We start from the raw sequence: 21,748 nt of genomic DNA on the forward strand, positions 1-21,748 counted from the left end.
GAGTGTTTAAGGAATTAAAGCAGGCTTTGGAAGTTTTGGATCCTTATGATATAGAAGGTTATCTCACGCAACTTTGCCGTTTGACGGAAGGGCAAAAAATAGTGTTTTCCAGCAGTCTGGGGCTGGAAGATCAGCTGATTACCCATGTAATTTCCCGTTGTGAATTACCGGTTGAAGTTTTCACTTTGGACACAGGCCGTCTTTTCGCGGAAACCGAGGCATTGATTGCGACGACTGAAGCGCATTACCAACGCAGGATTCTGCGTTTTGCTCCGCAACCCGATGCGGTCAAGAGCTATGAGGAAGCGCATGGCATAAACGGTTTCTATCATTCAGTCGAGAATCGCAAGTTATGCTGTCATATTCGTAAGGTTGAACCCTTGAACCGAGCCTTAAACGGGGCAGCGATCTGGATAACTGGCCTGCGTAGCGGGCAATCTTCATTCCGTCAGGGGGTGCCGTTGCTAGAAGAGGACTCGGAACACGGGTTGATTAAATTCAACCCCTTGCTGGCATGGACATCGCAACAGGTAAGAGCTTATATCGACGCGAAGGGTATTCCTTATAATCCTCTCCACGACAAAGGATTTCCGAGTATCGGGTGTGAGCCTTGCACACGAGCCATCAAGCCGGGAGAAAATGAACGTGCCGGGCGATGGTGGTGGGAGCGGCAGAATGCTTTGCATCAGGAGTGCGGTCTTCATTTGCACGAAGAACGAATAGACAAGAAGTAAGCTATTTCCATTATAACTAGTGAACCGTGCAAACCATACATGGATCAAAGGAGCGCACGATATGCTGAACATTGACCGGATCAGTCTCTCCATCGTACAGCGGAGTGTTTTCCAAAGCCTTTTCCAGAGCGCCCGGCGTGTTCTGCTGATCTCTCGGGGAGAAATTCCAAGTGGTCGGTGCGATAATCTGGTAACTGTATATCCGGTTGTTTTTTACTTCCAGCCAGTGGCCGAGACTGCCGCGAGCCGCTTCAATCAGTCCTACGCCGCGCTGGTGAACAATGTCGCCCGGTTCGGTGAAGAAATGACCGGTCTCCGAAAACCCTTGTTGCAGCCAGGATTCTACCTGTACGGTCAATTTGACCAGTTCAAGCGTTCGCGCCAGAATTCGTGAATAAACGCAGCTGCCGTAGCGCTGTATCAGGTCGAGAATCAACGGTTGCTTAGCCATCACCTGCCGGGCCAGCGAACCGGTTTCGGCCACTTCCCCTTTTAAGCGCGGAGCCTTGCACCAGCTGTAGGCATCCGGGTTGTCCAACAGAGGCATCTGAGCTTGATGCCAGGGTGACGAATGGATATCGCCCTGATAGTTGGCATGGCTGATGTCTTCCTGAATATGGGATGGGTTCAGCAGATGGAACTCGCCGTTGCGATAGACTCCCGAGGGGATCAGACGTTGCCCGTTGGATTCGGGAAAGCTACCGTAACTCATTAGCAAGGCATCGCTTTTGCCAAGCTCGTGCAACGACAAATCGGTGGCTATGGCGATGAACAGCCCAAGATCGGAATCAGCGTGCTGCTGTTGCCAGCTTTGCAAATCCGCTTCGTTTTCCAGAGCGAGAAAGTTTTCCAACTTGTCATGGAGTAGAGAGTTTTCCAGAAAATGTCGCAGCTTTTGCGCGTAGAGCAACATCTGCATGACTTCCGCATCGTTGAGTGATCGGCTACAGCCACCGGGTTGAATGGCAAGTGTATGCGGCCAGTGACCGGCAAGGGTTCCCATCATTTTCAGCCAGTGGCTGCGCGCCTCTATCGCACGGGCGGAGGAAACGCCCTGCATGGCTTTGAAACGTTTTTGACTGTCGGAAAACCATGTACGGTCCTTGTAGATTCCACGCGCAAAGTCCGGCATGAAAAACAGATAAAAGTGTGTTAGTAGATCGGCGGCATTCTCGTTGGCGAGCATTAAATTGATCGCCCTTTGGCCGTTTTCCGGTGGTGAGATGCCATAAATCTGGCTTAGTGCCTGAGCCGCAGCGACTGATTGGGAAACAGAACAGATACCACAAATTCGAGGAGCGTACACCAGAGCGTCACCCAGAGGACGGCCTTGAAGCATGCTTTCAAAGCCTCTGAAAAGCGTGGAGTTCACTCGGGCGGACGTTACTTTCTGTGCTTCGATTTCCAACTGAACTTCCAGATCGCCTTCAACCCGGTTAAATGGCCCGATAATAATCTTGCTCATAGCTTTTTCCTTTTAATTTCCGGGCTAATTTCAATTCGCTCGGAAATAGCATTGATTTTTAATCGTTTTGGTGTGGCTGACTTTGCTAGAGTCGACAATGCTATAAACCAGGCTTTAGGCATATCACTAGGAAGCCCTACAGGAATGTTACCTATTTTTGGGGTTTCCTGATAGGAGTGATTGAGATGACCGAAATCCGGGGAGGTGCAATCCACACAGGGGTAACCGCCTTTGGTGCAGGAGCCGTTGCCGTTCCACGGACGTTCATTGCAGTCGGCATGCGCGACTGTGCCGACGCATCCCATATGTTCCATCATGCAGCCGAGATCGGAGGGTTTGACGGCGCTGGCTTTGTATTCGTAATATTCGTTTCTAGAACAGCCGTGATGTACCAGTTTATCGGCGTAGAAACGGGGGCGGTTGTAGGGATCAAGGTGTTCGGTTTTCAATTTCTGGAAACGGATCAGACCGATGGTTTCGGCGACCCATCCAGGGTGAACCGGGCAGCCTGAAATGTTGATCACTGGTAGTCCGGCACGGCTTTTGAAGTTTGTCGGTAACAGGCTTCCAGCGAAATTCTGATCGTACTGCAGTCCGGTCGCCTCGACGGTATTGGGCGGTGAAGCCGTGATGCCGCCGAACGCGGCGCAGGTGCCGACAGCGAGAACGTAATCGGCTTTTTCGCTCAGACGCTCGATCAGCTCCTTGGCAGGCGTTTCGGTTCCGGCAAGCATATGAAAGCGTCCACTGCCTTTCGGTCCCATAATGACCGAGCCTTCAAGGCAGAAAATGTCCAGTTTGATTTCGTCCTTTAATACGGCGTCGAGCATCGCCTGAGTTTCTGAACCGCTGTGTTCGGTCAGAGAGGGGTGCCAGAGCCAATTGAGTTGCATGGATCGGGACCATTCGATCAGATCCATCTCTTCCAGACCGAGAAATGAGAGGGTGCAGCCGCTACAGCCGCCAGATTGGAACCAGAGAATATTCATGCTCAAGCCTCCTGAGCGTGACTGGAAGTCAAGGTTTGGGTCTCTTCGCTATTGGATAGATTTTCGTCGCCGGGAAGCAGGATCTGGAAGGCGGCGCCGCCCTCCGGTCGGTTCCAGACGTTGAGCTCGCCGTGCATCGATTGAATGAGTTGATGGCTGATGCTTAACCCTAAGCCAGTTCCTTCCCCGACATCCTTGTCGGTAAAGAAAGGGTCGAAAATTCGTTCAAGCTGTTCTTCGGGGATGCCGGGGCCGTTATCCTCAATTAGAATCTCCACCCATTGTTGTTTTTTGTTGAGATGAATCGCTATCTGTTTGTTGAGCGGGTCTGCGATATTTTTACCACTTAAGGCGTCGAAAGCGTTTTGCACAATATTGATAACAACCTGTTGCAATGCTTGTGGATTACCGTGAATCCAGAGGTTTTCGGAAGCGGAAAAGGTAATGGTCGGCGAAGTGAGTTCCTTGCTGTTGGCCTGCACCCAATTCGTAGCGGTTTTCAGAATCGGTTTGATTTCGATGAGTTGATTGGCTTTTTCCGAATGCGGCTGGCTGAAGGTTTTCAGGCTTTTGACGATATCGGCAATGTGCTTTAACGCTTGCTGCGAATCGGCAAGCAGATCCGGGGTGTCTTCGAGAATCTCTTCAATGTCTTCGTTTGACGCGTGAACAAAAGGTCTGACTTCGTCAAAATAGCTCTTTAACGACCATAGGTTGCCTTTCAAAACGCTGATCGGGGTATTCAGCTCATGCGCCACACCGGATACCAAGCGCCCGAGTGCGGCCATTTTTTCCGAGTGCACCATTTTTTCTTTGGTTTGGGCCAGTTCCTGGTGAGCTTTCTTGAGAGCTTCATAAGCCGTTAGCAGCTCTCCGATTGGCCTTGCGACGATCACTTTTCCTTTGAAGTCGCACTGATCCGGGTTCAGACAGCTGCAACTCATACTGATCGGGATGTTACCATGCAGAGTGTGTAGGCTGCCCTGTAAGTCCTGTAGGCTGATGCCTTGCTTCAGTAGACTGTTTTTGATCGGTTGAGGTGTTTGAACGAAATCGAGTATCGAGTGATGAATGACGCTGTCTTCGTTCAGTCCGGTTAATTCCAGAAAGGCGGGATTAACCTGCGTAATCTTGTGTTCGTTGTCGATGACGATCAGCAAATCCGACATGGAGGAAATGATGCCGGAGATAAACTGGTGAGCCTGGTTGAGCGCCTGATTTTTTTCTTCTATTTCAGTCTGGTATTGCAGGGATTGGGTATAAGATTCTTCCATTGCCTGTAAAACTTCCAGCCATTCACCCACTTCGAAGGGAGAGGGAGCCGAAGACTTCAGGGATTCCGAATGAGCAGCTTGAACCAATTTTGTCATGGACTTATCCTAACACAGATTTACTCTGCGCGCAGCGAGCGCACACAGTTGTCCCACCGCAATCGATTGGTCGTTTGCCGGAAGTTTCCGATGGGTTAATAATGTGATTTCCGGCGGTGCCATTTGCCTGAAAAGCCAGATCAACCAACCGTTTTGGCAAACGCCGCCGCTTAGAACAATATATTGGAAAGAAAACTTCTCTCTCAGCTGTTCGGCACTCTTAAGTAAGGTTTTGACCAAACAGATATGGAAGCGAGCTGAAACTTGTCCAACGGATAAATGGTTGTTTAGGTCTTTCAGTATCTGAGGAATAATGGAAGCGGTGTCCAGTAACTGTCGGTTGCTTTGTGGGTTAGTTTCAGTTTGCATGAAATAGGCATTTTCCCATTCCTTCAGCAGTAATTCTTCATTTAGCAGGCCTTCCAAACGCATGGCGGCTTCACCTTCGTAACTCATACTGTCAAAACAGAGGTCGCAAACGGCTGCGACCGCGTCGAACAGACGACCTGCCGACGAAGAAAGAGGACTGTTGAGCCCGGATTTTGACATGGAATCCAATAAATCGGTCGGTTTAGTCTGCAGTTGCCGCAGACTCTTCACTTGCGGATAGCGCTGGATCAGGTTTTCCAAAGAGTCTTGAGTGCGAACGAGCGCATACAGATTCCTCCAGGGTTCTTTATTTGCTTTGTCTCCGCCTAGTAGAGGACGGGGAGCGAGGTTGCCCAGACGAATGAAATGATCGTAGGTTCCGTAAAGAATTTCTCCGCCCCAAAATGTACCGTCTTCTCCGAATCCCAATCCGTCCAGAATAATTCCTAAAACTGGCGGAGAACCCAGTGGAATAGCGTTCTCAAACAGGCAGGCGTTCAGGTGGGCATGATGATGCTGAATTTCAGTTAGAGTCGCTGCCGGAGCATGTTTTTCCCTGTAGCGGAGGATCTCTTCTTTAACATAATACCCAGGATGTTTGTCGGTGATAATGTGCTCAGGTTTGAGTTGGTAAAGTTGTTGTAAATCCTGCAATGCCTCGCCGTAAGCTGTTTGGATATCGAAATTTTCCATGTCGCCGAGAAAATGCAAAAGAGTGATTTCGTTGCCTTTCTGAAAGGCGATGCTGTTTTTCAAATCGCCTCCTGATGCTAGGGTATTTAATGAAGGAAAGCCTTCCGGCATCGTGAAGCGCAACGGGGCAAAACCGCGTGATTGGCGCAGGGCTTCGCAGTCATTTCCCTCGACCGAAGTTTTCATTACCGAATCTTCAAGACGGCGGATGATAGGGCGGTTGTGGGTCAACACTGCATCGGCGAGCTGCATAAGTTCGGCTTCCTTATCATCTCGGTAGATCTGCGGATACCCGCTCAAATTAGCGGAGGTAAAAACCAGGAGTCTGTTGGGACAGGTCTTCGCCCATGTTGACATCAACATACTGTGTAAGGGGGTATTCGGAAGCATAATTCCCAAGCGTGACTGGTTCGGGGCAACCAGTTCCGATAGTTCGGAGGGAGGTAATTTTCCCAGTTTCGGCAAAAGGACAATCGGGGCTTGCGTCGAATTCAGTTTTTTTTCGGCCGCTTTGCTGACCTTTGCATAGCGTTTAACAATATCCATATCCGAAGCCATTAACGCAAAAGGTTTTTGAGGGCGAGATTTTCTTTGTCGAAGTGTTCGGCAAGCGGAGTCGTTGCCAGCATCACAGACCAGATGAAAACCTCCCAGCCCCTTGATTGCAAGGATCAGTCCTTTTGCCAGATAGTGGCAGACCTGTTCGATCATACGCCAGTTATCCGGTTGCGATAGACCGTTTTCCTGCGTATGTGATGTTTCCGAACTTGGAAGGAATTGCGTTAATCTCAGCTGAGGGCCGCAGGCAGGACATGCATTCGGTTGGGCATGGAAGCGCCGATCAGACGGGTCTTGATATTCCCTTTGGCAGACGGGACACATATTAAAACCGGCCATGCTTGTATATTCGCGATCGTACGGCATCGATCGGATAATCGAGTAACGGGGGCCGCAGTGAGTACAGTTGGTGAAGGGGTAGCCATAACGACGGTTTTCGGGGTCAAAAACGTCCCGCAGGCAGGCGGAGCAGGTGGTGGCATCGGCCAAAACGGCAGTTTGCATAAGTCCGGGACGGCTTTTTTGGATCGTAAAGCCGCAGCAATCTTTCAGTTCGGTAAGTTCTCTGTGTGTGGCGTTCGGATCGATCCATTCCCAGAGTACCTGATCAACCTGAGCGAGAGCAGGAGCTTGTCCTCTGAGTGCTTCAACAAATTGCTTCTCGGCTTCGGGGTTGTTTTCACTGTTAATTTTGAGAAATATTTTCACACCAGAAGCGTTGTTCAGAACCCAGCCGCTATAGCCGAACTGTCTTGCAAGCTGCCAAACAAATGGACGAAATCCAACACCCTGAACAGCTCCAAAGACGGTAATTTGCGCATAGGCGTTCATTGGTTCATGTCCTGCTGCGTTATTGCTTAGTATTTTGCATGGATTCAATCATGTCTTTCACCGCTTGAGCTTTTTCGTCCTGCTTCAAATGCTCCGGAAGCTTTTCAATCAGTTGTAGCGCGGCCGGAATGTTGTTTATTTGAACCAGAATTGCCAGCTCAACTAATAAGGCTTCGTCATCATGCGGGTACTTTTGCCGAAAGACTTCGACCAGTTCCACTGCCATATCGAATTGTTCAGAGCTTAATAGAAGTTCGACCTGTTGTTGTAGTAAGTTGAGGCGATTTTGTGCTTCACTTAAAACATGGGGTTCGATTAGCAATTCAAACTGTTGCTTGTTTAGAAGGCCTGTAGCTTGGGCAACGATTTGTTGTTGGTGGAAAATTTTAATATTCGGAATAGACTCGACTTTGCAGAGATCTAGTATCGGTTCAATTTCTTTATCTTCAATATCAAGCAGAGCTATGTGCAAGCGATCTTCATACTGGGGTGCAAGTTCAGCTAGCATTTTTAGCACGGCATCGCAAGGTTCACAGCCAGTAGCTGTAAAAAATACAGCTACTGGAGTGTGCAGTGAACTAGTCAAAACAGCTATATCGAAGTCTTTTACAGGTATTTTTTTCAGGCCCATTGTCTTTATTATCCTAAAAAGCAGTTAAAATTAATTATTATAAAATTATAAATAGGATGACTTAATATAGCTAGCTTAATAGCTAGCTTATAAGAATTGACTTATCCCCTCTGATTTTTTTCAAAAAACCACAACACAGGCAGATAACACAATAGGTTGTCTAAATTAGCTAGTAGATAGATTGTTAATCATTGTATTAAGTATGTTTTTGAAGTTGGCAAACAAATACTTGTTTACTTGTTCAAAGCTTTATTAATGTATGAATCGCCATATAGAGTTACTTTATCTAAGCTTATAAATCAGAAAGGCTACAGCACTACAACTGAAAATATTGATAAGTTGTGTGATTTCTTTGATTGTGAAGTTCAGGATGTTATGCAGAAGGTTAAGTGGGCAACTGAATGAGGGGGAGGGTATCTATTTAAACGGAAGTCACCGTTTGGTCACCGCGATAACTATGGATGTTTAAGCAGCTCAGGGGAAATGATCAATAATGGTTGCTTTATTGTATGTCTGCTTAAGAGACAGATAGAATGTTTTCTGTAGTACTTGAGGATATATAAGGGTACAGCTATAGTGAAAGAGTGTTGTTGCAAGTTATTGAAAATATTGAAATAAGTGGGGCGAATGACGGGGATCGAACCCGCGACAACAGGAATCACAATCCTGGGCTCTACCAACTGAGCTACATCCGCCATAGTAGGCCTTGATGAGTTTGCAACCATCAAAGTAATGGCGCGCCCATCAGGATTCGAACCTGAAACCCTCGCCTTAGAAGGGCGATGCACTATCCAGTTGTGCTATGGGCGCTCTTTCGAACCTTGTAACTGCACCTAATTAGAAGATAATTAAATGCGGAAAATTGGTCGGAGTAGAGGGATTTGAACCCCCGACCACTTGTACCCAAAACAAGTGCGCTACCAGGCTGCGCTATACTCCGATAAGATGCGGCGTATTGTATAGAGCACCACGAATACTGTCAACCTATAAAATTGGATTTTTTGCAAAAAATAGAGTGAAAGATAATCTTACTTTTAGATTGAATTTTATAAATGCGTTATCATATGCGCCACAAGAAAAACTGTACGGAGAATGTGGTTATGTCGGCAAAAATTTTAGATGGTAAAGCAATTGCCCTTGAGTTACGTGAATCTATTGCTGAAAAAGTCAAAAAACAGGTTGCGCTTGGTAAGCCTGCGCCTGGATTAGCGGTTGTTCTCGTGGGTGAAGATCCTGCGTCTCAAATCTACGTTAGAAATAAAAAAATTGCTTGCGAAAAAGCAGGTTTTAACGACGTATCGATGGTGTTGCCAGCAGAAACAACGGAAGCAGAATTGCTAGCTATTATTGATGACCTAAATGCTAGAGAAGATGTCCACGGTATTATCGTGCAATCACCAGTGCCAAAGCACATTGATCCAGAAGTTGTCATCGAGCGTATTGATCCTAAAAAAGATGTTGATGGTTTCCATCCTTATAATGTTGGACGTTTAGCGACTCGTATGCCTGTATTGGCGCCGTGTACACCTCATGGTGTCATGACAATGTTGGCAAAAACCGGAATTGAATTACGAGGATTGAATGCTGTTGTTGTTGGTGCTTCGAATATTGTTGGCGTACCGATGGCATTGGAGCTGCTAAATGTCCGTGCTACTGTCACTGTATGCCACAGTGCAACGAAAGACTTGGCTCAAAAAGTCAGTGAAGCGGATGTCTTGGTTGTCGGTGTGGGGATTCCTGAACTTGTGAAAGGTGATTGGGTCAAAGAAGGCGCGATTGTTATTGATGTAGGGATGAACAGGCTGGAAGGCGGACGTTTGGTTGGTGATGTTGAATATGAAGTCGCTAAAGAAAAAGCTAGCTGGATTACGCCAGTTCCAGGTGGCGTTGGTCCAATGACGATTGCGACCTTGTTGCAGAATACTTTACAGGCCGCATACGATCTGTAAGTTTTAGTGATTCACTAGTCATAAAAGCCCGACATTGTCGGGCTTTTTGTTGGCAGCTAATTAAGTTCTTAAGCTTCAGTTTGATCCGCTTTGGATGTGCTATCGGATGTCGTTTCAGCATCTTGGTTATTTGGTGTGATACCTAGGTATTGATTGGTGAAGTTTTGCATTCCCTGCGTAACCAATCCCCAAGTGCTGTTGAAATTGTCTTTAATTTGGCCGTCAAACACTTTCAGGCTAGAAAGAATATCTTTAGCTTCATCAAAGCCTTTTTTCAAGCCGCCACCGACAACTTCATTGAACTTATCTATCAAGGCTTGCCCTTGTAATTCAGGGTGAATTTTTTGAAAGCCGTCCAAAAATGCAGTTGCGCCCGTTACAATGCGGTTTGCAGTGTTTTCTGGCGACCAATACTCAATGCCACCTTGTTGCTTTAACGCTTCTTCGCTAATCGGTGCTGTATCGGACGAGCTACTACCTGAGCTGGTTTGGTCAGCGGTTAAAATCTCGTTTAACTTGCCAATGGCAGCTTGATAAGTCATCTTCAATGCATCACTTGGCGCAGTTTCCTTGTTGCCGAATAGTGATGTCACGATGCTTGCCTGTTGCGAACGGTTAGACGAGCTAATATCCACGCCATATTGTGCCGCTCTTTGTGCTGCGATATCCAATCCCTTGGTCTTGTTATTGTTTTGGCTTGAATTGTTCTGATAAGCCTGAACTAAGTCATTGATACTGGTTCCTGACATAATCAAGTTTCCTTCTGGTCTGGGAAGAATTTCTTCTATCTTCATATTTTTATTCTACGCTTCAGCTAAGTAGCTGAAAAGCATTATATTTTTTTGTATTTTATTTATCGGCAGAAGGGGAAGTTTCTTGAGGTTGAACTTTTCCTTGTATTTTTACGGAAGAATTCATTTTTTGTCCGCTAACATGGCTGAATCCAACCGTTAAAAATGATAGAATTCCTCTTTTTTTATCACAAGCCGTTAATGAGGCTGCAGAGAAGATGGAATTAAACCCGATTTACAGCAAAATCAAAGATTTTTCAGAGCGTACCCAAGTACTTAGGGGGTATCTTTGACTTCGAAACCAAGCAAGAGCGTTTGATCGAAGTAGAAAGGGAGTTAGAAGACCCGAAAATCTGGAATGACCCGGAAAAAGCTCAAGCACTGGGCAAAGAAAAAGCACAACTGGATAACGTTGTTAAAACCATCCAAGACTTGGATGCCAGCCTAGAATCTGCACAAGAAATTCTTGAAATGGCAGAGGCTGATGAAGACCAGGAAATGGTTGATGATGTCGTTTCTGAACTAGAGCGTTTGGAGAGCATGCTGGACACGCTGGAATTTCAGCGTATGTTTTCTGGTGAGTTGGATGCCAACAATTGTTACCTGGAAATCCAAGCGGGTTCCGGTGGTACAGAAGCTCAAGACTGGGCAAACATTCTATTGAGAATGTATTTGCGCTGGGCGGAGTCGCATAATTTCAAAGCTGAAATCGTGGAAATCTCTGCAGGTGAGGTTGCTGGTATTAAAGGGGCGACTGTTCATGTACAGGGTGATTATGCCTATGGTTGGTTAAGAACGGAAACAGGTGTGCATCGTTTGGTGCGTAAGTCCCCATTTGACTCCGGAAACCGCCGCCATACATCTTTCGCGTCGGTATTCATTTCCCCTGAAATCGATGACAGTTTTGAGATTGAAATCAACCCAGCTGATTTGAGAATCGATGTTTATCGTGCCAGTGGTGCAGGTGGTCAGCACGTTAACCGAACAGAGTCAGCAGTACGTATCACACATTTGCCAACCAATACAGTCACCCAGTGTCAAAATGGTCGTTCTCAACACCAGAACAAAGCTGAGGCGATGAAACAGTTGCGCGCTAAACTATATGAATTAGAGATGCAAAGCCGCAACGAAGAAAAACAGCAGTTGGAAGACAGTAAATCCGACATAGGCTGGGGAAGTCAGATTCGTTCTTATGTTTTAGACTCAGGTCGAATCAAAGATTTAAGAACCAATATCGAGACAGGAAATACCGGCGCGGTGTTGGATGGAGAGTTAGATCAGTTTATTATCCCTAACCTAAAAGCGGGCGTTTAAGCGATCATTTGAAAGTAAATTATTCTGTAAAAGTTTAAGTTAATAGGAAATATCATGTCAAAAACCGAGAATCAGTCCCCTGAGCAAGCCAATCCGGTAGACGAAAATAAAATTATTGCAGAGCGTCGTGCGAAGCTAAATGCATTGCGTTCAGAAGGGCACTCATACCCGAATACATTCAGGCGTCAGGATATTTCTACTGATTTACATGCGAAATACGGCGATATTTCAAAAGAAGACTTAGCAGAAATGGAACCGGTTCGCGTGAGAGTGGCGGGTCGTATGATGTTGCGTCGTATTATGGGGAAAGCCAGCTTTGCAACTTTGCAAGATACTGAAGGGCGTATCCAGATTTATGTTACGCGTGATGAGTTGCCAGAAGGTTTCTATAATGAGCAATTTAAAAAGTGGGATTTGGGTGATATCGTCGGTGCAGAAGGGTATTTGTTCAAAACCAATACCGGCGAGCTATCGGTTCATGTGCAGCAAATCGAGTTGATTACCAAATCTATTCGCCCGTTGCCGGATAAGTTCCATGGCCTGCAAGACCAAGAAATCAAATACCGTCAACGTTATGTTGATTTGATTGTGAATGAAGAAAGTCGTAACCGCTTTGTATTACGTTCAAAAATCGTTCAGCACGTTCGTGAATTTTTGATTGGCAAAGGGTTCATGGAAGTTGAAACACCAATGATGCACGTCATCCCAGGTGGAGCAACCGCTAAGCCTTTTAACACTCACCACAATGCGCTGGATATGCCGTTGTATTTGCGTATTGCGCCAGAACTTTATCTAAAACGTTTGGTTGTCGGTGGTTTTGAAAAAGTATTCGAAATCAACCGTAGCTTCCGTAATGAAGGTTTGTCTACAAGACACAATCCAGAGTTCACCATGGTTGAGTTCTATTCAGCTTATACTGACTATCATCAGTTGATGGACTACACAGAAGAGCTTTTAAAAGAGTTGGCGGAGTTAGCTATTGGTTCGACTAAAGTGCCTTATCAAGGGCAAGAGTTCGACTTTGGTAAGCCATTTGCTCGAATGAGCATGAAAGAATCCATTATGCACTTCTATCCAAAGGTCACAGCAGATCAGTTAGCGGATTTGGAGTCGGCACGTGCGTTGGCGAAAGAAATGCATGTTGCTATCGATGACTCTTATGGTTTGGGTAAAGTGATTACCGAAATTTTCGAAGAACATGTTGAGACCAAGCTGCAAGATCCAACATTCATTACTGAGTACCCTGCGGAAGTTTCACCGTTGGCGCGTCGTAATGACCAAGACCCATTTATCACAGATCGTTTTGAGTTGTTTATCGGTGGAAGAGAGTTGGCGAATGGCTTTAACGAGTTGAACGATGCGGAAGATCAAGCTGAACGCTTCAAGGCGCAGGTTGCTGCGAAAGATGCCGGTGATGATGAAGCAATGCATTATGATGAAGACTATATCATCGCGCTAGAGCATGGTATGCCGCCAACAGCGGGTGAAGGGATTGGTATTGACCGTTTGGTAATGTTGTTTACCGATTCTGCCTCCATTAGAGATGTATTGTTGTTCCCTCACATGAGGCCAGCTGACTAATTCATCTTGGTTTGCCTAATAAAAAAGCCTTTGCAAATGCAAAGGCTTTTTTGTTTGTGCTGAATGGTTTGGCATACCCAACCTGGCAGATTTTTAGCAAAATCTACCAGGTTGGGGTGGTGCTAGATAAGCAAGCTTATTCTTCAGCTAGGTCGTAAGGCATAGGCTCTATAGTCGCAATAGCACCATCTGCCGTTTTCAGGTCTCCTTGAGTGGACTCTAGCGGTTTTAGTGTTGTTACCGCAAGCGCAATAGAACCTTCGTAAATGTCTTGACCAATAGATACGATGGTGAACTTGTAGCTGCGCTCTGCACTATCTTGCAAAACCAACTCATCACCAGAAGTCAAAGCTAATGGTTGCGAGATATGCAGTCTTACCATGCGTTTGGTTGCTTTTCCGCGATAGTGCATGCGGGCAATAATTTCTTGCCCAGGGAAGCAACCTTTCTTGAAGTTGATGGCATCAAGCTTGTCTAGGTTTAAGAATTGCGCCACAAATTCATTAGTTGTATTGGCATTGATTTCTGGTTGTCCTGACACAATGTTCAATAGTGACCAGTCTGGTCTACCAACGCATTCGCTATTGCCTTTTAAAGTTTCCCAAACTAGTTTGATGGTTTCAAAATCGCCAAACATACTATAGCGGTGGTATGGCCCTGGCAACTTGACGCCGATAACGCCCTCCAAACCTTCTTTTGACACTTTTTCAACTTGGAAGATGTCTTTGATTTTAGTGGATAGTGCTCGTTGAACATCCAAATCTGCAAACTCACCGGCATAACCGATTTGGATCATGCTGTTTGAAACATCTTCTAGTTCGGCTTTGGCGCGTAGCTTGAACATCGTTAAACGTTTAAGAATGCTGTCTTTTAAAGAGTCGTCAAAACTCAGATAAAACGCATCATCCTGTTTGAAAACAGTGATAAGAGCAAGAACTTTCCCCTGTGGTTCACAGTAGGCGGTGAGCTGGCCTTTTTCATCTGTAACGTCTTTCAAGTCGTTGGAAAACTGACCTTGAAGGAAAGTGAAAGCTTCTTCCCCAGTAACTTTAATTAAAGCTTGGTAAGAAAGGTCGCTTAAAACTGGACCGTGTTTTATCAGAAAATGCTCTAGTTCAGGGTTGCCGAAATGCTCAATAACCCCGGATTCGTTAAAACTCGCGCCTTGTTCTTGTAAAAAACTTTTCCATTCGCTATTCATTGTTAGTTTAACCCCGTTTTTTTAGGTGCTCTATTATATACTATTGAACTATGGAAGCTTAATCGGTAATATCATTTGAAAATGATTAAGCCTGACGCTAAACGTCAGTTTGGAGATAAATTGTGTCTGAATCAAAAAAAGATTTTCTAACATTTAAGTTAAGTAAAGAAGATTACGCGGTTGAGATCAACCGAGTTCAAGAAATTCGTGGTTGGCAAGAGCCAAGTCCATTGCCGAATGTACCCGCTTTTGTGAAGGGGGTTATTGACCTCCGTGGAGAAGTGGTTCCGATTCTTGACTTGAGAGAAAGATTTCACTTGAAGGTGTCTTATAACGCAACCACTGTAGTGATTGTTGTGAATGTCACCACCAAAAATGGTGAAAGAGTGGTCGGCTTTGTGGTCGATGCCGTGTCTGATGTGCATCAGTTTGACTTGAATAAAGTACAACCAGCGCCTGATGTTGCCGCAATCGATAACCAGTTCATGATGGGGTTGACGACGATTATTGAAAAAAATCATGCGAGCAATTCAATGGGTTCTAATCAGTCAGAAGACAATGCGGCAGATAAAAAACGCATGGTGATTTTGATTGATATTGATAAGCTGGCTTCTGATGGGATGCTGGAACAAATCAGTAACAATGTGGATAACCTACCGTTGCAAAACGGCTAATAGTGTTATTCACCCAGGGTGGCGCTAGTGTAGCGTTCGCCCGATATAACTTTCATTACTTCTTTTTCGTCTCTGCAGAGGTTTTAGGCAGTTTCTTTTTCGGTTTTAGGAAAGTGGGTTTTGCCTTGGGTTTTGTCTTAGGGTAATCAAGATTGTAGTGTAGCCCGCGGCTTTCTTTGCGCTTGATTGCGCTTCTTACCATCAGCTCTGCCACTTCTGTCAGGTTTCTAAGCTCCAATAAGTCACTCGTTAAAGTATGCGCGTAGAAGTATTCACGTACTTCTTGTTTCAGAATACGTATGCGTTTTAGTGCGCGGTTAAGACGCTTGTTGGTACGCACAATGCCGACATAATCCCACATCAATCTTCTCAACTCATCCCAGTCATGACTGATAAGCACTTTTTCTTTTGCTTGGGTAACGAAGCTGGTATCCCAGTTCTTAACGCAAAAGAAGGTTTCAGAAGAAACGGGTTCGAAGTGAACCTCTATCCATTCATAAGCAGTTTCGGCAAATACCAAGCCTTCCACTAGTGAGTTACTTGCAAGCCTATTGGCACCATGAAGTCCGGTATAAGCCGTTTCACCAATTGCAAACAGTCTTTTTAAGTCAGTTTTACCATTCAGGTCAGTTTTGATGCCGCCGCAAGTGTAATGCGCTGCGGGAACCACAGGAATAGGTTCTTTGGTGATATCAATCCCAACTTTCAAGCAGCGTGCATAAATAGTAGGGAAGTGATGGATGATGAAATCCGCTGGACGATGCGAAATGTCCAGATAAACGCAATCGATACCATGACGTTTCATCTCTTGGTCAATGGCGCGTGCCACAATATCACGCGGTGCTAGGTCTGCTCTTGGGTCATATTCAGACATGAATGCGTGACCATTTGGTAGCTTAAGGATGCCGCCTTCGCCACGAACGGCTTCGGAAATCAAAAAAGACCTGTCTTGTGGATGGTATAAGCATGTCGGGTGGAATTGGTTAAACTCCATATTGGCAATGGTACATCCGGCACGCCATGCCATGGCAATGCCATCACCTGTGGATGTGTCTGGATTGCTGGTATATAGATATGTTTTACTGGCACCGCCTGTAGCCAAGACAGTATAGTGCGCAAGAACCGCCTCGACCTTATTGGTATTTTTATCAAGTACATAGCTTCCCAAGCATTCTGATCGATCGCTATTCAGGATCAAGTCGACCGTCATGTGTTCAGGCAAGAGTGTAATATTCGGGTTTTCTGACACTCTTTCTATAAGCGTTTCAGCAACACTTTTGCCGGTGTGATCGGCAGCGTGGATAACGCGTCTATGACTATGCCCACCTTCTTGAGTGAGATGATAGTCATCTGAAGTCGTGTCCTTACTAAACGGAACACCAAGTTCAATCAGCTCATAAATGGCGGGTGTGCCTTTGGTGGTCACTAGGCGAACAGCATCTTCCTCGCATAAGCCCGCGCCAGCTTCCAGTGTGTCTTTGATATGAGATTCGACGGAGTCAAAAGGGTCGAGTACCGCGGCAATACCTCCTTGCGCGTGTTGTGTGCTGCCTTCTTGTAAGGCGGCTTTGGCGACAACGGTCACGCGATAGTGACGTGCAAGTTTCAGAGCGATCGACAAACCGGCAATGCCGCTGCCGATGACTAAAATATCCGTTTGTTGCTTAAAAGCGCTTGTCAAAAGAGGTATCCTATTAATTTGTTATTTTGACTGACACAATAGTATTAAATCTATTTTGGCGTCATCTGTATTGTTCTATTATAACGCTGTCATAGAGCTGGTTTATTGGGAAGTTGTTATGAAAAATCAAAATCAAATCATTCAGCCTTTTTCTTTTGATGCTGAATCGGCTGTATATGCTTCTCAGGGCAAGCTAGTGGCAGTGGGCACTGTTGTGGATGAGAAGGAAGGGAAGGTTTGGGTTGTGACTGAAAGCAACACAGGGTGTAGTGGTTGCTCGGCAGAATCCGGGTGTGGCACATCGGCGTTGGCAAAATTGTTTTCGCCCAATAATAAAGCTCCGCTGATGCTGGATAACGACCTTGGTGCCGGGGTTGGAGACCGTATTCTACTCTCAATAGTGGAGTCAGACTTATTTAAACATTCTATGGTGGCTTATGGCGTACCATTACTTTCAATGATTGTACTTGCCTGGATAGGCTTGGCGACGACTCAGGAAGATGTGTTTTCGATTTTGGGTGGCGTTGTTGGGCTTGGTTTAGGTTGGTGGTTTGCTAAGTGCTATTATCGACCACATTTACCTAAGTTGGAAAAGATCATTCAGGCGCAGTAAGAGATTTCATTTGGAAATTTCTAATAGGAATAAATAAAACCAAAGGGAGAAAACATGTTTGTTAATAAACATAAGTTCTTGTCTGCTAAGTATTTCTCAGCCATGTGGCTAGCAGTTTTGTTAAGTGTGTCAGCAGTAGCCTCTGCAAAAATGCCAATGGTGTCCTTGCCGGATTTTTCGGTTTTGGCTCAGCAAAATAGCCCAGTTGTGGTCAATATTAGTACGACGAAACATGTCTCAACCGTTCCTCAGCAATTCCAAGGGTTGCCTGATGAGATGTTGCGTCGCTTTTTCGGTATTCCAGAAGGACAGCAGCCTGGTACGCAAGAGAGACAAGTGACTTCCTTGGGGTCTGGGTTTATTATCAGTTCTGACGGCTACATTTTGACCAATAACCATGTGGTTGATGGTGCGGATGACGTTGTGGTGAAACTCAGTGATAGAAAAGAGTTGAAAGCAAAAATCATCGGTCAAGATAAGCGTACTGATGTCGCAGTTTTAAAAGTGGATGCAACAGGATTACCAGTAGCGAAGATCGGTTCTTCAAAAGATTTGAAAGTCGGTCAGTGGGTGTTGGCAATCGGTGAACCATTTGGGCTTGATTACACGGTAACGCACGGTATTGTCTCTGCAATTGGTCGTGCTTTGCCGGACGATACTTATGTGCCTTTCATTCAAACGGATGTTCCAATTAACCCAGGTAACTCTGGTGGTCCATTGTTTAACATGAAAGGTGAAGTTGTCGGTATCAACTCACAAATTTACAGTAATAGTGGCGGTTCAATGGGATTGTCTTTCTCGATTCCAATCGATATCGCGATGTCCGTTGCTGAACAGTTAAAAGAAAAAGGTCATGTGACGCGAGGTTTCTTAGGGGTCAGTGTTCAGGATGTATCTGGTGATTTGGCTAAATCCTTCGGATTAACTATTCCGAAAGGCGCATTGGTTGCGGAAGCTGTCAAAGGAACGCCAGCTGAGAAGGCAGGCATTCAGGCAGGAGACATTATTCTTGCATTCAATGGGCAGCCTATTGATAAATCGGCAGACTTGCCGCCAATCGTTGGAGCAACACCCATCGGTAAAAAGGTAAAGGTTAAAATCTTGAGAGCTGGTGACATCAAGTATGTAACCGTTGTATTGAAACCATTGGATAAATTCGGTGGTAATGCAGGCGGTGATAATGCTGTTCATATTGCGGCATTGGGTGTTCGCGTTGAAATGGTTGATCCTAAAGTGCTACATAAACTGAATTTGCCATTTGGTGTGCGTCTTGTGCATGTCGATAATGATGGTCCAGCGGATAAAGCTGGGTTAATGAAAGGAGATATTCTGGTGACAGTTAATTTCCATTCTGTAGAGTCGGTCAATGCGCTGGAGAAAATTACCAAAGACGTACCAAAAGACAGAGCAGTTCCGGTAAGAGTGGTTAGAGGTAATCGATCTATTTTCTTACCGGTACAGTTTGGTAAGTAAAGCTTGCTCAAACCATTTTAAAGAGTGAGTTTGGAGTCAAATTAGCGTAAAATACGGCGATTATTGGATTATGCTCGTATCTATGCTGGTTTGAAATGCATCACGCTGAGGTTTCTCAGTAGTGTGAAATAAAGGAAGGGTGCAAGTTCCGTTGGAATAGGCGCCCTTTTTTATTATTTTTTTAGGCAAAAAATCAGTGATAAAAGAGGCGAGACGAAAACAGATTGAAGGTTGTCGAGGCTTAAATGTCAGTAAATATTGACCATATTAGAAATTTCTCCATTATTGCGCATATCGATCATGGTAAATCCACCATAGCGGATCGCTTTATTCATATGTGTGGTGGGCTGACTGATCGTGAGATGGCAGCACAGGTTTTGGATTCAATGGATATTGAACGTGAACGTGGCATCACTATCAAAGCGCAGAGCGTGACGTTGCATTACAAGGCGGAAAATGGTCAAACTTATCAATTGAATTTCATTGATACTCCTGGTCATGTCGACTTTTCGTATGAAGTTTCACGTTCTTTAGCAGCATGTGAAGGTGCATTGCTGGTGGTAGATGCTTCTCAAGGAGTTGAGGCGCAGACAGTGGCTAACTGTTATACCGCCATTGAACAAGGGTTGGAAGTCTTGCCGGTCTTGAATAAGATTGATCTGCCTGCAGCAGAGCCTGAGCGTGTAGTTGACGAGATTGAAGAGATTATCGGTATTGAAGCGCATGATGCGGTTCAGGCAAGTGCAAAGTCCGGTATCGGTATCAAAGAGACACTGGAACAGATTGTTCAGAAAGTTCCAGCGCCTACCGGAAATGTTGATGCGCCTTTGAAAGCTTTGATTATCGATTCATGGTTCGACAATTATCTAGGTGTAGTTTCATTGGTTCGCGTTGTGGATGGACGAATCGGCAAGAAAATGAAGATGAAGATTTGTTCAACCAAAGAAGAGTATATGGTTGATCAGGTAGGTATCTTTACCCCGAAACATACACCGACAGACTTTTTGTCTGCGGGTGAGGTAGGGTTTGTGATTGCCGGGATTAAAGACATTGATGGTGCGCCAGTTGGCGATACCATTACGCTCGCGGGCAACGATGTTGCGCCGTTACCGGGTTTTAAACCTGTACAGCCACGCGTTTTTGCCGGTTTGTTTCCAATTAGTTCCGAAGACTATGAAGACTTGCGTGAAGCGCTCAGAAAGCTCCGTTTGAATGATGCGGCGCTGCATTTTGAACCAGAGTCTTCCGATGCATTGGGGTTTGGATTCCGTTGTGGTTTCTTGGGTATGCTGCATATGGAAATCATTCAGGAGCGTTTGGAGCGTGAGTATGACCTTGATTTGATTACCACAGCACCCACGGTAGTCTATGAAGTGTTGACCAAGTCGGGTGACATTATTAAAGTTGACAACCCGTCAAGTCTGCCAGAAGTCTCCAGTATCGACGAGATTCGTGAGCCAATTATCCAAGCAAATATTCTGGTGCCTAATGAATATGTAGGTGCGGTTATGAAGCTGTGTTTGGAAAAACGTGGTATTCAAAAGAATATGCAGTATGCCGGAAATCAGGTATCACTCACTTATGAAATGCCGCTAAATGAAGTGGTATTGGATTTCTTTGACCGCTTGAAGTCCACTAGCCGAGGCTATGCGTCGATGGATTATGAGTTCAAACGTTTCCAAGCCGATGATTTGGTCAAGTTGGAATTTATGATCAATGGTGAGGGAGTGGATGCGCTTGCTATTATCGTCCACCGTTCAACGGCTGTGCAACGTGGGAAAGTGTTGATTGAGAAGCTTAAAGACATTATTCCTCGTCAAATGTTTGATGTTGCCATTCAGGCCGCTATTGGTGCTAAAATCATCGGCAGAACAAATGTTAAGGCGCTGAGAAAGAACGTAACCGCCAAGTGTTATGGTGGTGATGTATCACGTAAGAAGAAATTGCTACAGAAGCAAAAAGAAGGGAAAAAACGCATGAAAGCCATTGGTAGTGTCGAATTGCCGCAGGAAGCGTTTTTAGCTGTATTGAATACTTCGGAAGATTAAGGACAGAATAGATGAGTTTTGAACTGATACTGGTCATCGCAACGGCTATAACGGGGGCGATTGCCTATGTCGATAAGTTGGTTTGGAAACCAAAACGTGATCGTTCGGTCACTACCGAAAGTGAACCATTAATTGTTGAATACTCTCGTTCTTTATTTCCTGTCTTTTTAGTGGTTTTGGTTTTACGTTCTTTTGTCGTAGAGCCTTTCAGAATTCCATCCGGTTCGATGTATCCGACGTTGGAAATCGGTGATTTTATCGTTGTGAACAAGTTTGCCTATGGGCTAAAGTTGCCAGTCACGCAAACTAAAATTGTACCGATTGGTGAGCCGAAACGTGGTGACGTGGTTGTTTTTAAATATCCAAAAGACCCTGATGTCGATTACATCAAACGTGTGATTGGTCTACCGGGTGACAAGATCACCTATATCGGTCGTACTGTTTTTATAAATGGCGAGCCGTTAAAGCAGACATATATTGGTGCTTATAAGGGGAGTGATTCAGGTGCCAATATGGACGGTACTTCCGAGATTTCGGAAACCTTACCGTCCGGCAAAAAGCATATGATTTTGCTTGATAAAGATAAATATAGCCAAGATATGCAAACAGTTACCGTGCCGCCAGGGTATTATTTCATGATGGGCGATAACCGAGATTATTCAAATGACAGTCGATTCTGGGGCTTTGTCCCAGAGCAAAATATCAAGGGTAAAGCGTTTGGTATTTGGATGAATTGGGATGACGGTGTTCACTTTGGACGCATTGGGAAAGGGATTGATTAAC

The 21,748-nt window shown here is 45.3% G+C and carries 18 protein-coding genes and 3 tRNA genes; 10 read left to right on the forward strand and 11 right to left on the reverse strand.

The genetic code is table 11. The annotated features are described in order from the left end of the window. Nucleotides 1-2 precede the first annotated feature (2 nt). Nucleotides 3-734: a phosphoadenylyl-sulfate reductase gene (locus HVMH_RS04125; protein WP_029908202.1), complete on the forward strand. Its 732-nt coding sequence runs from the start codon at nucleotides 3-5 to the stop codon at nucleotides 732-734. Nucleotides 735-750: 16 nt separating this feature from the next. On the opposite strand, the gene HVMH_RS04130 is transcribed toward HVMH_RS04125, so the two are convergent. From HVMH_RS04130 to HVMH_RS04150, 5 genes are read right to left on the reverse strand one after another with little or no spacing between them, the layout of a single operon-like run. Beyond that, nucleotides 751-2,199, reverse strand: coding sequence for a nickel-dependent hydrogenase large subunit (locus HVMH_RS04130; RefSeq protein WP_029908204.1), 1,449 nt, complete (start codon nucleotides 2,197-2,199; stop codon nucleotides 751-753). Then, nucleotides 2,196-3,188, reverse strand: coding sequence for an NADH-quinone oxidoreductase subunit B family protein (locus HVMH_RS04135; RefSeq protein WP_029908207.1), 993 nt, complete (start codon nucleotides 3,186-3,188; stop codon nucleotides 2,196-2,198). Before HVMH_RS04135 ends, HVMH_RS04130 begins: the two co-directional genes overlap by 4 nt. 2 nt (nucleotides 3,189-3,190) lie before the next feature. Then, on the reverse strand, nucleotides 3,191-4,558 hold the full coding sequence (locus HVMH_RS04140; RefSeq protein ID WP_029908208.1) for an ATP-binding protein: 1,368 nt from the start codon (nucleotides 4,556-4,558) through the stop codon (nucleotides 3,191-3,193). Nucleotides 4,559-4,567: 9 nt separating this feature from the next. Then, nucleotides 4,568-7,009: a carbamoyltransferase HypF gene (hypF, locus tag HVMH_RS04145; protein ID WP_029908210.1), complete on the reverse strand. Its 2,442-nt coding sequence runs from the start codon at nucleotides 7,007-7,009 to the stop codon at nucleotides 4,568-4,570. Nucleotides 7,010-7,028: 19 nt separating this feature from the next. Further along, the gene (locus HVMH_RS04150; RefSeq protein ID WP_029908212.1) at nucleotides 7,029-7,640 is read right to left on the reverse strand and encodes a thioredoxin family protein; all 612 of its coding nucleotides are present in this window, start codon (nucleotides 7,638-7,640) and stop codon (nucleotides 7,029-7,031) included. A 255-nt stretch (nucleotides 7,641-7,895) separates the two neighbouring features. Here HVMH_RS04150 and HVMH_RS11910 point away from each other — a divergent pair, with 255 nt between their 5' ends. Continuing rightward, nucleotides 7,896-8,045, forward strand: a complete 150-nt coding sequence (locus tag HVMH_RS11910) for a helix-turn-helix domain-containing protein (RefSeq protein WP_081822667.1) — start codon at nucleotides 7,896-7,898, stop codon at nucleotides 8,043-8,045. A gap of 214 nt (nucleotides 8,046-8,259) precedes the next feature. On the opposite strand, the gene HVMH_RS04160 is transcribed toward HVMH_RS11910, so the two are convergent. The 3 genes from HVMH_RS04160 to HVMH_RS04170 form a co-directional block, all read right to left on the reverse strand. Then, nucleotides 8,260-8,335 (reverse strand) — tRNA-His (locus HVMH_RS04160). Nucleotides 8,336-8,373: 38 nt separating this feature from the next. Next, nucleotides 8,374-8,450 (reverse strand) — tRNA-Arg (locus HVMH_RS04165). Between the two features lie 53 nt (nucleotides 8,451-8,503). Next, a tRNA-Pro gene (locus HVMH_RS04170) sits at nucleotides 8,504-8,580 on the reverse strand. 160 nt (nucleotides 8,581-8,740) lie between these two features. Here HVMH_RS04170 and folD point away from each other — a divergent pair. After that, the gene (gene folD / locus HVMH_RS04175) at nucleotides 8,741-9,589 is read left to right on the forward strand and encodes a bifunctional methylenetetrahydrofolate dehydrogenase/methenyltetrahydrofolate cyclohydrolase FolD (RefSeq protein WP_029908219.1); all 849 of its coding nucleotides are present in this window, start codon (nucleotides 8,741-8,743) and stop codon (nucleotides 9,587-9,589) included. Nucleotides 9,590-9,657: 68 nt separating this feature from the next. Here folD and HVMH_RS04180 read toward each other — a convergent pair whose 3' ends face one another. Continuing rightward, nucleotides 9,658-10,383 (reverse strand): DUF5610 domain-containing protein, encoded by a 726-nt coding sequence (locus tag HVMH_RS04180; protein ID WP_232087814.1) that lies wholly within the window; start codon nucleotides 10,381-10,383, stop codon nucleotides 9,658-9,660. A gap of 215 nt (nucleotides 10,384-10,598) precedes the next feature. Here HVMH_RS04180 and prfB point away from each other — a divergent pair. Both prfB and lysS read left to right on the forward strand, forming a co-directional pair. Beyond that, nucleotides 10,599-11,694, forward strand: a protein-coding gene (gene prfB / locus HVMH_RS04185) for a peptide chain release factor 2 (RefSeq protein ID WP_155837626.1) whose coding sequence is annotated in 2 segments (ribosomal slippage) — nucleotides 10,599-10,670 and nucleotides 10,672-11,694 — 1,095 coding nt in all. Because the reading frame shifts where the segments join, the coding sequence is not laid out codon by codon here. Between the two features lie 54 nt (nucleotides 11,695-11,748). Next, on the forward strand, nucleotides 11,749-13,275 hold the full coding sequence (gene lysS, locus HVMH_RS04190; protein WP_029908230.1) for a lysine--tRNA ligase: 1,527 nt from the start codon (nucleotides 11,749-11,751) through the stop codon (nucleotides 13,273-13,275). A 136-nt stretch (nucleotides 13,276-13,411) separates the two neighbouring features. On the opposite strand, the gene ygfZ is transcribed toward lysS, so the two are convergent. After that, nucleotides 13,412-14,476, reverse strand: a complete 1,065-nt coding sequence (gene ygfZ / locus HVMH_RS04195; protein WP_029908233.1) for a CAF17-like 4Fe-4S cluster assembly/insertion protein YgfZ — start codon at nucleotides 14,474-14,476, stop codon at nucleotides 13,412-13,414. A gap of 122 nt (nucleotides 14,477-14,598) precedes the next feature. Here ygfZ and HVMH_RS04200 point away from each other — a divergent pair, with 122 nt between their 5' ends. Further along, nucleotides 14,599-15,150: a chemotaxis protein CheW gene (locus HVMH_RS04200; protein ID WP_029908235.1), complete on the forward strand. Its 552-nt coding sequence runs from the start codon at nucleotides 14,599-14,601 to the stop codon at nucleotides 15,148-15,150. A 55-nt stretch (nucleotides 15,151-15,205) separates the two neighbouring features. Here HVMH_RS04200 and nadB read toward each other — a convergent pair whose 3' ends face one another. Then, entirely contained in the window at nucleotides 15,206-16,831 is a 1,626-nt protein-coding gene (gene nadB, locus HVMH_RS04205; RefSeq protein ID WP_035628770.1) for an L-aspartate oxidase, read from the reverse strand. 118 nt (nucleotides 16,832-16,949) lie between these two features. On the opposite strand from nadB, the gene HVMH_RS04210 reads away from it, so the two are divergent. The 4 genes from HVMH_RS04210 (at nucleotide 16,950) to lepB (ending at nucleotide 21,747) form a co-directional block, all read left to right on the forward strand. After that, nucleotides 16,950-17,444: a SoxR reducing system RseC family protein gene (locus HVMH_RS04210; protein ID WP_029908239.1), complete on the forward strand. Its 495-nt coding sequence runs from the start codon at nucleotides 16,950-16,952 to the stop codon at nucleotides 17,442-17,444. Nucleotides 17,445-17,498: 54 nt separating this feature from the next. Next, complete coding sequence (locus tag HVMH_RS04215) at nucleotides 17,499-18,917, forward strand: DegQ family serine endoprotease (protein WP_029908241.1); 1,419 nt, start codon at nucleotides 17,499-17,501, stop codon at nucleotides 18,915-18,917. Nucleotides 18,918-19,162: 245 nt separating this feature from the next. Next, nucleotides 19,163-20,965 (forward strand): translation elongation factor 4, encoded by a 1,803-nt coding sequence (gene lepA, locus HVMH_RS04220; protein ID WP_029908243.1) that lies wholly within the window; start codon nucleotides 19,163-19,165, stop codon nucleotides 20,963-20,965. 11 nt (nucleotides 20,966-20,976) lie between these two features. Beyond that, nucleotides 20,977-21,747: a signal peptidase I gene (lepB, locus tag HVMH_RS04225; protein ID WP_029908245.1), complete on the forward strand. Its 771-nt coding sequence runs from the start codon at nucleotides 20,977-20,979 to the stop codon at nucleotides 21,745-21,747. The last annotated feature ends 1 nt before the right edge of the window (nucleotide 21,748 follow it).

The organism is Hydrogenovibrio marinus (assembly GCF_013340845.1).
Classification (GTDB): Bacteria; Pseudomonadota; Gammaproteobacteria; order Thiomicrospirales; family Thiomicrospiraceae; genus Hydrogenovibrio; species Hydrogenovibrio marinus.

What these genes read in the sequence shown, in the direction of transcription:
- HVMH_RS04130 (WP_029908204.1), bottom strand. Translation starts at nt 2,199, where the DNA reads ATGAGCAAGATTATTATCGGGCCATTTAACCGGGTTGAAGGCGATCTG.
- HVMH_RS04135 (WP_029908207.1), bottom strand. Translation starts at nt 3,188, where the DNA reads ATGAATATTCTCTGGTTCCAATCTGGCGGCTGTAGCGGCTGCACCCTC.
- HVMH_RS04140 (WP_029908208.1), bottom strand. Translation starts at nt 4,558, where the DNA reads ATGACAAAATTGGTTCAAGCTGCTCATTCGGAATCCCTGAAGTCTTCG.
- hypF (WP_029908210.1), bottom strand. Translation starts at nt 7,009, where the DNA reads ATGAACGCCTATGCGCAAATTACCGTCTTTGGAGCTGTTCAGGGTGTT.
- HVMH_RS04150 (WP_029908212.1), bottom strand. Translation starts at nt 7,640, where the DNA reads ATGGGCCTGAAAAAAATACCTGTAAAAGACTTCGATATAGCTGTTTTG.
- HVMH_RS11910 (WP_081822667.1), top strand. Translation starts at nt 7,896, where the DNA reads ATGTATGAATCGCCATATAGAGTTACTTTATCTAAGCTTATAAATCAG.
- folD (WP_029908219.1), top strand. Translation starts at nt 8,741, where the DNA reads ATGTCGGCAAAAATTTTAGATGGTAAAGCAATTGCCCTTGAGTTACGT.
- HVMH_RS04180 (WP_232087814.1), bottom strand. Translation starts at nt 10,383, where the DNA reads ATGAAGATAGAAGAAATTCTTCCCAGACCAGAAGGAAACTTGATTATG.
- lysS (WP_029908230.1), top strand. Translation starts at nt 11,749, where the DNA reads ATGTCAAAAACCGAGAATCAGTCCCCTGAGCAAGCCAATCCGGTAGAC.
- ygfZ (WP_029908233.1), bottom strand. Translation starts at nt 14,476, where the DNA reads ATGAATAGCGAATGGAAAAGTTTTTTACAAGAACAAGGCGCGAGTTTT.
- HVMH_RS04210 (WP_029908239.1), top strand. Translation starts at nt 16,950, where the DNA reads ATGAAAAATCAAAATCAAATCATTCAGCCTTTTTCTTTTGATGCTGAA.
- HVMH_RS04215 (WP_029908241.1), top strand. Translation starts at nt 17,499, where the DNA reads ATGTTTGTTAATAAACATAAGTTCTTGTCTGCTAAGTATTTCTCAGCC.
- lepA (WP_029908243.1), top strand. Translation starts at nt 19,163, where the DNA reads ATGTCAGTAAATATTGACCATATTAGAAATTTCTCCATTATTGCGCAT.
- lepB (WP_029908245.1), top strand. Translation starts at nt 20,977, where the DNA reads ATGAGTTTTGAACTGATACTGGTCATCGCAACGGCTATAACGGGGGCG.